12 protein-coding genes and 1 pseudogene are annotated in these 12,243 nt (G+C 49.5%); 11 read left to right on the forward strand and 2 right to left on the reverse strand.

The genetic code is table 11. From position 1 onward, the window contains the following. Nucleotide 1: 1 nt before the first annotated feature. The 6 genes from mltG to HBO10_RS28945 all read left to right on the forward strand — a co-directional run bounded on the left by mltG (nucleotide 2) and on the right by HBO10_RS28945 (nucleotide 8,413). Nucleotides 2–1,138 (forward strand): endolytic transglycosylase MltG, encoded by a 1,137-nt coding sequence (mltG, locus tag HBO10_RS28920; protein WP_034128436.1) that lies wholly within the window; start codon nucleotides 2–4, stop codon nucleotides 1,136–1,138. A 258-nt stretch (nucleotides 1,139–1,396) separates the two neighbouring features. Beyond that, complete coding sequence (gene tmk, locus HBO10_RS28925) at nucleotides 1,397–2,032, forward strand: dTMP kinase (protein ID WP_169922180.1); 636 nt, start codon at nucleotides 1,397–1,399, stop codon at nucleotides 2,030–2,032. Nucleotides 2,033–2,045: 13 nt separating this feature from the next. Beyond that, nucleotides 2,046–4,037 carry a hypothetical protein gene (locus HBO10_RS28930; RefSeq protein WP_169922181.1) on the forward strand — a complete coding sequence of 664 codons (1,992 nt, stop codon included), beginning with the start codon at nucleotides 2,046–2,048 and terminating at the stop codon, nucleotides 4,035–4,037. 4 nt (nucleotides 4,038–4,041) lie between these two features. Further along, the gene (locus HBO10_RS28935) at nucleotides 4,042–6,102 is read left to right on the forward strand and encodes a tyrosine-type recombinase/integrase (RefSeq protein WP_169922182.1); all 2,061 of its coding nucleotides are present in this window, start codon (nucleotides 4,042–4,044) and stop codon (nucleotides 6,100–6,102) included. 43 nt (nucleotides 6,103–6,145) lie between these two features. Beyond that, the gene (locus HBO10_RS28940) at nucleotides 6,146–7,123 is read left to right on the forward strand and encodes a hypothetical protein (protein ID WP_169922183.1); all 978 of its coding nucleotides are present in this window, start codon (nucleotides 6,146–6,148) and stop codon (nucleotides 7,121–7,123) included. After that, nucleotides 7,124–8,413 carry a site-specific integrase gene (locus HBO10_RS28945; RefSeq protein ID WP_169922184.1) on the forward strand — a complete coding sequence of 430 codons (1,290 nt, stop codon included), beginning with the start codon at nucleotides 7,124–7,126 and terminating at the stop codon, nucleotides 8,411–8,413. A gap of 583 nt (nucleotides 8,414–8,996) precedes the next feature. Here the strand turns inward: HBO10_RS28945 and HBO10_RS28950 are convergent. Further along, nucleotides 8,997–9,332: a hypothetical protein gene (locus HBO10_RS28950; RefSeq protein WP_169922185.1), complete on the reverse strand. Its 336-nt coding sequence runs from the start codon at nucleotides 9,330–9,332 to the stop codon at nucleotides 8,997–8,999. Between the two features lie 124 nt (nucleotides 9,333–9,456). Continuing rightward, complete coding sequence (locus tag HBO10_RS28955; RefSeq protein ID WP_169922186.1) at nucleotides 9,457–9,954, reverse strand: transcriptional regulator; 498 nt, start codon at nucleotides 9,952–9,954, stop codon at nucleotides 9,457–9,459. Between the two features lie 256 nt (nucleotides 9,955–10,210). On the opposite strand from HBO10_RS28955, the gene HBO10_RS28960 reads away from it, so the two are divergent. The 5 genes and pseudogenes from HBO10_RS28960 to HBO10_RS31065 all read left to right on the forward strand — a co-directional run. After that, nucleotides 10,211–10,606, forward strand: a complete 396-nt coding sequence (locus HBO10_RS28960) for a hypothetical protein (RefSeq protein WP_169922187.1) — start codon at nucleotides 10,211–10,213, stop codon at nucleotides 10,604–10,606. A 210-nt stretch (nucleotides 10,607–10,816) separates the two neighbouring features. Then, nucleotides 10,817–11,107 (forward strand): hypothetical protein, encoded by a 291-nt coding sequence (locus HBO10_RS28965; protein ID WP_262378132.1) that lies wholly within the window; start codon nucleotides 10,817–10,819, stop codon nucleotides 11,105–11,107. Between the two features lie 90 nt (nucleotides 11,108–11,197). Next, nucleotides 11,198–11,578 (forward strand): hypothetical protein, encoded by a 381-nt coding sequence (locus HBO10_RS28970; RefSeq protein WP_169922189.1) that lies wholly within the window; start codon nucleotides 11,198–11,200, stop codon nucleotides 11,576–11,578. A gap of 90 nt (nucleotides 11,579–11,668) precedes the next feature. After that, entirely contained in the window at nucleotides 11,669–11,917 is a 249-nt protein-coding gene (locus HBO10_RS28975) for a hypothetical protein (RefSeq protein WP_169922190.1), read from the forward strand. Between the two features lie 216 nt (nucleotides 11,918–12,133). Beyond that, nucleotides 12,134–12,208: pseudogene (locus HBO10_RS31065) on the forward strand (DNA-directed DNA polymerase); the annotation flags it as partial. Nucleotides 12,209–12,243 lie beyond the last annotated feature (35 nt).

The following is a 12,243-nucleotide window of genomic DNA, read 5'->3' on the forward strand; positions in this document are numbered from 1 at the left end:
GTTGATACGAAAACTGGTGTTACTGCTGCAGATCAGCCTGATCTCGGCGGCTTTGCTCGTGGGCTTTTCTGCCTGGAAACTCGACTCTGCCCTCAAGCAGCCCCTGAAGCTGCCTCAGGAGCAGTTGCTCGATGTACCTGCTGGCGCTACGCCGACGGGCACCTTCAATCGTCTGGAAGCCGACGGCGTGCTCGACGATGCATTCTGGTTGCGTCTGTACTGGCGCTTCAACCTCGAAGGCCAGCCACTGCACAGCGGCGAGTACCGCATGAGCCCGGGCCTTACCGCCGAGGGTTTGATCGGCCTGTGGCAGCGCGGCGAAGTGGTGCAGTACAGCCTGACCTTGGTGGAGGGCTGGAATTTCCGTCAGGTGCGCACCGCCCTGGCCAAGCATGAAAAGATCGTGCAGACCCTCGCGGGCCTGACTGACAGCGAAGTGATGGATAAGCTCGGCCACCCAGGTGTGTTTCCTGAAGGGCGGTTCTTCCCCGACACCTACCGTTTTGTCCGCGGCATGACTGATGTCGAGTTCCTGAAAAAAGCTTACAACCGCCTGGACGATGTACTCGCCCAGGAGTGGAGCAAGCGTGCCGCCGACGCGCCCTACACCGACCCTTACCAAGCACTGATCATGGCGTCGCTCGTGGAAAAGGAGACCGGGGTGCCTCAGGAGCGCGGGCAGATTGCCGGTGTGTTTGTGCGTCGCCTGAAGATCGGCATGTTGCTGCAGACCGACCCCACCGTGATCTACGGCTTGGGTGAGCGCTACAACGGTAAATTGACCCGCACCCACCTCAAGGAAGCCAACCCCTACAACACCTACATGGTTGCTGGCCTGCCGCCCACGCCCATCGCGATGGTCGGTCGCGAGGCGATCCATGCAGCACTGAACCCGGTACCGGGCAGCAGCCTGTATTTCGTCGCCCGTGGCGATGGTAGCCATATATTCTCGGATAACCTGGATGCGCATAATGCCGCCGTGCGTGAGTTCCAACTCAAGCGCCGTGCCGATTACCGTTCCAGCCCGGCACCGGTGGTGAAACCGCCTGAAGATTCGGCACCTTCCAGTGATGCGCCTACCCCCGACGCTCCGATCGAGCCCGCGCCGGACACGACCGCGCCGCAAAGCCCGCAATGACTCTGACTAAGGACTGCCTGTGACTGGCTTGTTTATTACCCTGGAAGGCCCGGAAGGCGCCTTATATCTCTTTGGTATTCAGTGTAAACCAGTGTCGTTATAGTCTCTTAGATTCAAATGTAAACTAACTTGAGGTGCGAGGTCTTCTAGTTTTAGAGACCTTCCGCCCAGTGTGGCCTTGTGTTTTATTCCTTGACGACTACACATCTCCTCCCCATCATGTAAACCACTCAAGTCTTTCAGTAGTGGTGAATCTCAATGTCAAATGGATGCCTGATCGTCTGTGACGGTAACAACGGAGCTGGTAAATCGTCGGTGATCAAGCATCTCAGTGGGTGGTTGAGTGAGGCTGGTCATGACGTTGTAGTCACTCGCGAACCTGGTGGAACTCCGATTGGAGAGAAGATCAGAGAGGTGGTGCTTGATCCAATGACCCCTGAGCTCTGCGATACGACTGAGCTTCTCCTCTTTGCCGCCGCCCGGGCTCAACATCTCCAAGAGAAAATCATTCCAGCCGTCCAGCGTGGAGCGATTGTGATCTGTGACCGCTTCACACCCGCCACCATCGCGTTTCAGCACTATGGTCGAGGGCTGCCCCTGGATCTTGTGTTGGCAATCAATGAGATCGCCCTGGGTGGCTTCCAGCCTCACCTCAACATCATTCTGGATATTGATCCTACGGTCGGTATGCAGCGGGTTGCCGGAAGGGGGGAGGTTTTAGACAGAATGGAGCTGCAGAAGGCCGAATTTCTATCACGTGCTCGCGATGGCTTTCTCGCGCAAGCCCAAGACAATCCAGACACCTTTGCGGTAGTGGATGCCTCTCGAAGCTTTGAAGCTGTGTCCGCAGATGTAAAAGCGATCGTAGAGAATCTGTTGGCTCGTTCAGTGTAAGAGCGGGCCAGGCATGCGATACCTCTCCATGTATCACGCTGAGCTTTCAGCGACATCCGTAGATGCAAAGGTCATCCCCGCAAATTACATAGAGCATCCGCTGTTCAGTTTTACGGATGCTTTGTGCTGCGCTTTTCACTACGTGTTTATAAAGTATGTGCCAGATGTCAGTTATTCGAAAGGGTATGCTCTGCGTTCGGCGATAAAGGATTTTCTAGATTTCAGGCAAGATCACAATAATAAGCTCCACCCTGACCTTCATCTGAAGGGGGTTGGGGATATCGGTGTTGAACAGTTTAAGCTTTTTATGGATAGGTTGCGGCGCAATGGCCAAACTCTCTATCCTGCGAGAAGCATAAGATCTGCAGTTTTAAAAGTGGCAAACCACAACGATGATGGGCTTCCACTTTTAACGTTGCCTAGTGTGTTGATTAAAACTAAGGTGAGAGAGCCATTCGATCAAGCTGCTGACGCCAGTTTTTATGAGTCAATGCGGTCGGAAGTTGATGATATGAGACTCATGCTTGAGTTTCGCAAGCAGGTCGAGCTAGCTGAGCCATATCGCTTGGACGAGATCCGCCCATTGATCTCTGAGCTCTTGTTGATGAGTAAGAAATCCGAATGGGTTATTGATCCTGCTCGCGCGTTGAAGACTCTAATGGAGGATGGTTACCCATTCAAGGTGACCAAGTCCGACTCCTCAATATTGCGCAAAAAACTGCGGAAAACTCCATATGTACAATCAATTACCCGTCCTAGCGATTTTGTACTGAGTTGCTGTCTGCCTTATAGTTATTCGATTCTCAGGAAGCAAACTTCAGATTCAATTGCTTATGATGATCTGGTGCGTATGTATTATCCTACTGCACTAAATCAATCAACTTTGGGGCTTTTCATTCAGCGGCAGTCGGGTTGGAACAAAGAGACGGTTATCGCCACTGATAAAAATCACTTTCTGCATCCTATGTCTGAGGTTGCGCATTCTGATGTGGTTCTCGTTGTATCTGAAAAAAGAAAATCCCAGTCGGCCAAATACAGTTATGAATCGCCAAAACTGGCAACCGCCTCATCAAGCAGGTCAGATAAATACTCTATTTTTAATTTGATAGAGCTTGCTAAAGCACTGTCAGAGCCTCTGGCTGCAGTCGTGGATAGTTCGGAGAATTTCGCGTCGGATGATACGCTTAGACATACCGTATTTCTATGTATTTCTGAACATGAATCTGACTGGGAAATCACAGAATCTGGCCCTGATATTAGGATCAATTCGCTCAATAATCAGAAGTATTGGAACATTGGTGTCGCTGACTTTTTGGGGAAGCACCAGCTGGTTGACGCCGGTGCACAACTTAAAACCGCAATCGACCTTGAGGGCCGGCTTAGGGTCACGTGGGAATACTACGATGTCAAAAAGACCAAGCACCCTCTATCGCTTACCGCTCTGAAACTTGGCCATTCCAGCCTCGAAACTACCAGTGCTCATTACGATAGCTCGGCGATGGCTATCAAAGACAGAAAGGTTCGCTATCGCAGCATTCAGGAAGAATTGGTGGAAAGGTTTCGGAACAATAAGTTTCACGGAATCATCGGTAGCACCGGTCGAACGAAGCCAACTGATCCTACATTTCGTATCTTTACGATTATGGGTCATGAACGGGCTTTGTGGGCATGCACTGACTCAAGCAAACCAGACTATCCGGAAGCAACTGAACTTACTAAAAATGAGCGTTGTACGCGCCTGGATAAGTGCCTATTTTGCAGCCGTATCTATGTCCTTGGCGACTCACTGCCTTTCTTAATGGAGCGGTTGTCCACGCTTCAACGAGCGGTTGAGATGGACGAAGAACGCCTTGAGGTACACAAAGATGAAATTGAGATTCTGGAGTTCCTGATAAGGAATTGGGGAAATGAATCAGTCATTGCTGAGGCTCTTATCTACATGAGGGGCTTCGAAGCTTTACTCCCATTTGATATGCGCTCGCTCATCGCCTACATTGAGGATTAATCTCATGGCTAAAAAAGATAATCCAGCAGACGATGACTCTTTCCAATCACTTTTAGATGAAATAGAACGCGAAGCCTGTGACGCCGCTGATGCGTACTTCTCGGAGTTGTACGAGGCGTCGCATGGTGTTGTCGAAGGAACATCCAGGCAGCGGACGAGCGGATTGGTGGAAAAGCTCGCGGTATCCCCTGATGGGGGTTTCCCAGTTTCAGAGTATTCTAGTTATAACGAGATGCGATGGGTACTGTTGCGTGCTGAGGGCTTCAAAGATGTTGAGGTATTTATCGATCGCGCTCGGGAAGACCTGCAGGAGTTGAAGCGCGTCATCTGTTACCACTTCATACCCCACTTCCATCCAATTGGAACTATCCGAAGTTTTCGGTCAACTGATACCTATAGTGAAGGCTTTAAATATCTGCAGCGGCATGTTTTTGAACCTAATTTTCTAAATGCATCGCCAGAGCATATCGATCTAATCACTGCTGGTGTGCTGAACGCGGCGCTTGACGATGCGCGAGACTCTGGAGTCATGCGAGCTTATTGGCTTCTATTCTTTCATATTAACTTCTGGATATTTCTGTCTGCTGAAAGAATGATTCCAGAAAAATTCCGTCTGAAAGTGGATTTGAATGATGTTGATACGGTGTCGCGTCGAAAGGATATTCAAGACGTAATTCGTGCAACCGTTGTAGGCTGGAAGCCTTTTTCCGAAGATGAATTGCGTGATCTGCTAACCTATTCTTTCTTTTGGATTGATAAGGGGATTCCGGTAATTAACGATATACTGGAATATTGCAAAGTTCGGCCCGAAATTGAAAATAAATATTATAGTTACGGCAAGCGCGATCTTGAATTTGAAGCTGTTGTTGGTAAGAAAGTCGACGGCGTCGAAATCGTTGGGTTCTCCCATACTCCCCAAAAACTCAGACAAAAAGGTAGTGGTGGCAAGAACCTGTCATATTATACTAATTTGTACACTTGGCGTAGGGGGTTTCAGTACGCTGTTGATCGAGTGCGAAACGCCATTTTTATTCTCTTCGGTATAATGACGGGGCTGCGTAGGCGTGAATTAGCCGCACTAAAATTCGACGATGTTTACAAAAAGCAGAGTGACGGCCTTTGGTATGTATCGTTTGTTAGGTATAAAACGAGTGATGATCCGAATTATTTTGGGGAGGCTGATGAAATTCCTTTGCCTGACTACCTAGGGGAGGCGATTGAGTCGTACAAGAAGCTTAGAGAGTACGATAAGTACATGCTTAAGGGCTACCTATTTCAGCCTATTATCCCCTCTCATGAGATGAATCTGGCTGACAGGATGATTACCAAGCTCGCCATCAATCTCTCTGCTGAAGTAGGGGTCGATGGTCTACATATCCATCGTTTCCGGAAAACGATTGCTGAGATCTTGATCAATAAATCCGAGCGTAATATCGATATTATTCGGATGCTTTTTGGACACAGCAGTTACGTCATGGGGCTTCGGTATATCGCGCGCAACCCATTTTTGGTGTCGTCGGTTGTCGAAACTTTAAAGGAGCATTTCGCTAAAGATTTCGTTGATATTCTCCAGTCTATTAATTCTGGCTGTTATGCCGGTGAAGCTGCTCATGATCTCGCCGGACGCATGGTCGAAAGGCCCGATATATTCGTAGGTAAGCTTTTGAAGCTCACAGTGCTTGAGTATGTTAACCACATGTTCCAAGGCGGTGAGGCTTTTCTGGTTCAACGTACGACGCTAAGTACATTTTGTATGAGCGGACTTATTCATCTTGGGGAATCATTGCCTCCTTGTCTTGCTAGTCAGGAAAATCTCATCTATCCAGTAAGTCCTGACCTGACGAACTGTCATATCAGTTGTTCGCGCAACTTGGTGCTGGGTTCTGCTCAGAGTTCGATCGAACAAAACCTAAAATTCTATCGGACGATCAAGGCTTCCAATAAGAAGCTTAGTTATGCTGCCTTGTTTGAATTAGACCAAAAGATCTGCATCAATGAGAAGTTGTTGGAAGAGTTGTTGACCCCTAAACCTCCTGTTCGTGAGCGTGAGGTAGCGCGGCCTTGAATGTTCCTTGCGGTAAACGACCTAAGATAGGAGGTAAGACCTTATGACGGCTATCGATACTGAGCGGCGTCTCAAAAAAATTATTTGCGATCATTATCTCAGTGGCAATGCAGCGCGGCTGACAATCATAGAGGTTTGTGCTCGTGCTGACATCTCTCGACAAGCCTTTCATAAGTCTTACAGCCACTTAAAGCCGTATTTGACGGGTGCCAGGAATGTTGACGAACTGCTTGTAGGTGATCAGGCTGATGCTGGCAAGACCATCATTCAGTGTCAGAAATTGGTTAGAGAGGCACAAGCGGAGTTGAGACATATGCGGGAGAACCAGCAGAAGGAATACCAAAAGCTTGAGAATAATCTCGTCACCACCCTCATGAATGGTGACGTACTAATCCATCATTCACGCGAGCTTTCAAACGAGTTAAAGAAGAAGGCCTTGCATAATGAAATCCTCAAACGTCAGTTGACGGAAAAGGAGATACAGCTCTCAGGAATTGAAGAAAATGCAAGGCTTGGCCCACCTGGTGCTAAGCCAGAAACTTTACTCATGAAGCTCCAACCTAATCTGGCGGATGCCTGTACAAGATTTTTAGAAGCAGGGGATCTTGCTGCGTATTATTCTGCGAAAGCCACCGCCATTGCGAAGCTCAAAGAAAAACTGCAACGCATTCTCAGGAAAGGAGTTGTGAGGGTTGTACTTTTTCAAAATCGTTTTATCTCGTCATTTGATAAGTTTGTCGATAGCCATTACTCGGCATCAGAAGGCTCGTTAGTGGTGGTTGATCTACCCTTGGCAGCCAGGTCAGAAATAAGAGATTTTCTACGTGGGTTATCCGGCGCGAAGCCCCTTGAGATATTCGTTCCTCATTGTGATAGCGAGGCGACAATCAAAGCTCAGCGCGGTTTTCTATACGGACAAATACCCGTGCCGGAATTTCGGAGTTTTGATAAAGAATCCCTCCCGACAATTCAAGACGGCTTTGATCGGGTGGTTGTGCATAAAATCGCTCAAGGTGATTAAATGCTCGATATTTCTAGAAAGCTAATTACCTATACATGCCCGGTTTCGGGTAAAGAGACCACTCATTTCATACTTATTGCGGGGTTCGGCAAGAAGCATTTTTTGCTTAGTCATGCCAATCTGTATCTTCGTGCCGCTACATCTCAGTCCAAGGATACCTCTAGTAAATACTCAAATGTTATTTCGGTGTTTTATAGGTATTTAGCTACCTTGTCAAAATATGTGGGTGTTGATATTTCTCAATACCATGCTCTAGTCGATAATGACGATATTAAGAGTTGGCAAGTTCAACGTGAAATTGAACGTCAAGCCAAGCAGTCTTTGAAGCCAAGTACCAAAACAATTGTTGATGAGGGAAAGCTTATCTACGGTTTTTTTTATTGGCTGAGCTTGGAAGGCTATTCAAGTTGTTTGAATTTCAAACTTAAGACTTGGCTGCCGAATTTTAAAAATGAGGAGCTGCTTAGTTATATAAAGCGCGAGGCGCGCGTTGCGTTGGATGGTAAAGGTATTAAAGCGTTGGATCGGGAGTGGCGGCAGCAGCAAAGCTATTCGCTGATCACAAATCAGGAAATCAAGGACTTCTTGGGTGGTTTTCACGACGCTGTGTACGTTGCTATGTTCAAGCTGGCATTAGGCACAGCAATGCGCCCTATGGATCTATGTGATTTCCCTTATGTTGGTAATGGTGTTAATAAACATATTCAGCCCTATGACAACATGGAGTTTGATGATGCGACTACTGAGTATCGGATATTTTACAGCAAGGGTAAGAAACACCGTGACATTAGAATTCATCAAGGTGATCTAAAAGCGTTATCCGAGCATTATACCAACACGCTTTACCCTGAAAGGGCGAACCTCTACGCTGCGCGGTATGGTAGGCCTTGTCCGCCTTCTATTCTGTTCTTGAACGCTGCTGGCGAGCCCGTCACGCCTAAGATGATTTCCACTCGCTCCAATGCTGCGAAGGAGCGAGCTATACGAAACGGTTCACAGATGCGTGCTGATGTTTGTTTCTATGACAGCAGGCACTGGTGGCCGACAATGTTTTTGATCAAGCGGTTTGGGTCTAAATTGCTAGGTGAACTCAGTGAGGTTAAAGATGTCGCGGCTCAACAAGTATTGAAAGCTCAAATGGGTCATTCTTCTTTGCACACTACCTATGATCATTACGTTGATGTGGCTCGAGTGATTCTGCTCGCGCATGAAGGGTATGTGAACGAGCTCTATTTCAATGCTGATCAAACCGTAAGTGAGTTTCTCGAAAAGCCGGTATTCAGTGAGTAAGTTTCTACTCCTCCAAGGTAGCTAAACGGAAGCATTTTGGAGGCGGGGCAGGGCGTAGGGAATTCTATGTGGCCGGCAATCGACCCCGCACGCCTTCTTCGCCATGTCTTATCTGCACGCTAATCACGCTGACCATAGCCTATTGATCGTCGTCCATGTGTATCCGAGTTCGCGTGCAGCTTCAGACGGCTGTAGCCCTATGCCTTCAATAGCTGAATCTGTTCCTTCCTGCCCCGTGCTTCAGCAACTACTTGTGCTGCCTCAGTAATGATGCAAAGTCTGCTTCGCGAGACCTTCGGCGACTTTCCTGTCTCGCAGTTTGAGGAAGGTTCACATTGTCTCTGCTTTGGGCTTGCCCCCTTCGGGGTACGGCTGTCGTGAACCAAACCCTGACTACGCCAGATTTTGGCCCTCCGGGCGTTCATCCTCAAGCCTTTGGCCCGTCGTGGGCCGGCGCCCTCCGCTTGCACTTTTGACCACAACGTACGTCGTTATCTCGACGATTAGCCGTTCCATACAGTTGCCGCAATCAGTGATCATAGTGAGCGCACGCCCAGCCGCCTCACCACGTCAGAAGGGGCGTCTACATCGATTTGATCGACACCACTTTTACGTACTTGTACTTTTTCCTAGCAGCCTTCACTGCCTCTTGCTCAGCAAGCAACGAGCTCAACGTATCAGCCTCGTGAATCAACTCGGTCATTTCCCCCTCAAACTTGTTCCCAACCCGGAGCGTGACCCGGAGCCTAGGTGTAAACGCTTTTGCCGCTTTCTTCTTGGCGACTGGAGCTGCTACCGGCTTCGTGAAAACGATCTCTGGCAAAGGCTCCTGCACTAGAGGAGTAGACACCTGATCTTCGTGCTGAGGCGTACCGAATAGAGCACGACGCATTTCTTCTTCAGTTAAATCTGGATTCATAAAACATCTCAACGGGGTGGTACTTGGCTAAAAAAACTCACTAGGATTAATGTTCAACTACTCGTCTACTCGAATTATCGCCAGTACGCTCAAGAGTGTTAGCGGTAAACCTGCGCCATGCTCCTCATCCATCCACTCCAGGGTCGGTCGTATTAACCCTCTTCCAGTATCGATGGACAGTCGAAAGAGCTAGGCCGGTCTCACGTGCAATCTGCGATTGATTCATCCCTGCCGCCTTTAGCTCGCGAACGATGCTTTCGCTCTCCTTATTCTGAGGTTTGCCAGGCTTACGGTGGGCGACCTCTCCATCAGGAAGCTGCTCAGCAAGAGTCCCTAGACCTCCTTCTTTCTCAAACGCGCGAAGCTGCTTTAAAGCTGTCTCCATGAGAGCGGGATAGGGGGTATTTAGCCGTTTGGACATACAAAGAGCTAGCAGAGCTAGAGGATCTATGCGAAGGCCCTCGGCTAGGCTCTCGAACTTCTCAAGAGTAATGCTTGTTTCGCCTCGCTCTAGGGCGCTGAGTTTGGATTTTGCGGAGGCGTCGGAAAGGTCTTCGTGTCGAAGCTGACGCTGCAGGCGCAGCGCTCGGATTACGCCTGCGAGTGCGATTCTAAGCTGCATGGCTCACTCAAAAGTCAGGATATAGCCACACAGGAGGGTTTCCGTTAAATATCAAAATGAGGTAGTATTGCGCATAGTTTGGTTCGGATGGCAGAACAGGCTAGCCCTCCCAATGCGTCCGCCGAGTCGTTGTTGGCAATTTATGGAAATTACTGGAGAGCGGTGAATCGGCCTGGGTGCACAGGGCCGGCCGGCAAGTAAGCCCCAAATCTCCTCTAGTCGGTCTATCACTCGTCATAAATTCAAGAGGCTGCAGATGGTTGAAGTTTTCGATGAAGGGATTTTGGGAGACAGCGGCGCTTCTCTAGTCGGCTCAGAACTCAACCTCGAAGACGCGATGGCTGCGGCCCGAAAGCGCTACAAATGGATGCCCCTCTGCGCCGTCGAGGAATGGATCATCCTTGACGCCATAGTCACCGACGCCGAGCGAGCCAAAGTAATCGCTGCCGGTTGCCAGCCAATGTTCCTGTTTGCCCACAAAGTTGTGCATGACGAGCAGCGTCGTTTTGAGCCCGGTCATTGGGTGCGCTCAAGTATGGGCACCACCTTCAAAGATGGCTTCCTGTTCGCCACGCGGAACTCTGTTTACGTTTTGCTCGGGCCGGGCCATCGTAAGTCTTCGTCCATCGAAGCGATATTTTCCATCTTCTGATACCAACCGGTTTCTGCTGGGCAACTGATGTGCTCCAGCAGCTTGAGGCGACACATGTTCAGAACCATAGATAATGACCTTATAGGCATCCCAGGTATGTTCGGGGAGGGCGTATCCCATTGGCGTGGAGTGTCGAGGTTGCTGCGAACGCCTTGGTATCACCTCACCCTGAGGGTCGAAAACGAGGGGCGATTCACCGAGTGTGCGTTGATGGTTGATGACACGCGCAAGCTTCAAGAGATGTTGGTGAGTCAGGGAGCTGATTTAGCGATCACCGAGATAATGGCTGTAACGCCTTCTTGGATGAATAAGACTGCAGGTTGGCAAATGGAGAGGTTAACCAAAGTAACAGTAGGCGAGGACAAGACTGGCTCCGAGGTTTGCCTACTGGAAGTGGCTGAGGGGGCGGTTTACCACACCTCGCATCACTCAGATTTCAAAGTCGAAGCGCTGACTAATCTGACGCTCATCTTTCTCTCGAGCATGATCCAAGGGAATTGAGATTAACAAATATCCTGCACGGTATCTGCGCCATTGGTTCCGTGCGCAATTCCTGATAACGCCATACGGACTGCCCAATGGAGCGCAATTATGCTGGACACCTTAGATGTAAATTTCCATGGAAAACGCCATACAGACTTTGATCTCATCCGCATCATAAAAGCCGAAGCTCAAGGCTTCGATTTGCCGGTGACCGCTTACCTTTGCGGGGTTTCCATTAAAGCGCGCGCAGGCATCGGCGTAGTTTTCGGCCACAAGCGTAAAGACCAGTACGGTCGGTTTGGCGACGGCCATCTGATCCGGACTTCTGATGTGCTGAAGGTCGAGCGCGAGGGAAGATTTTGGGTGATGACAACCGTGAATTCGCGGTATGTGCTCGCTACTTTCCAACGGGAAAATGGACGTGCCAGCTTGCGCGACTACCTTCGTCTTGCTCAAACAGTTCATCAGACACCTCCGATACTGCAGTGATTTTCGGGAAGGCCATCATCAAAGGCGTTTTCCCTGTACAACTTGATCCTCGGGGCTGGTCATGATCGTCAAGAAAGGGGGGGTGTTACTTTGGCCTCTAGAATCTTTGATTCGTACAGCCGTGAAGGGTGGTTTGTTGCCCTCCAGGATTTCGATATTGAGGGATTCGTTGCCGAGAGGGCCTTTGCTAGCATGAAGAGGTTGGAGGTGGCTGAACTACTTGATGGCATCCCTGAAATGCTCATCAAGTTAGATTTTATCGCCGAGCTGCCTTGTCACAGGAACTTCCTCGGATCTATGGGCGAAATCGGAAGTAGGGTAGAGGAGTACGGCACTTGAAAACACTTCCTCTTTGAGCGGTCGAACCTCGTATTCGTGGTTCTCTCGGGTCGAGTTTTTCTTTCATCAGCGTTTATTGGCGTGCCCTGCGGGCTGGCTGTCGTGAACCAAGCCCCGTTCCGGGTCTTGGCCCTTGCAGGCTTCCATCCGCACGCCTTCGGCCTATGGCCTGCGCGCTCCGCTTGCGTTTCGCGAAGGGCGATGTAGTTCACCGCATATACAACCAACGACGTCAGGCTCATGACCAAGGCTGCGACCGAGGCAGTGACCCGTCTCTCCCGGCCAGGGTTCGGTACAGTGTTTTCCAGTAAGGCATCCTCACCTAG

It is taken from the genome of Pseudomonas sp. WS 5503, assembly GCF_012985385.1.
Classification (GTDB): Bacteria; Pseudomonadota; Gammaproteobacteria; order Pseudomonadales; family Pseudomonadaceae; genus Aquipseudomonas; species Aquipseudomonas paracarnis.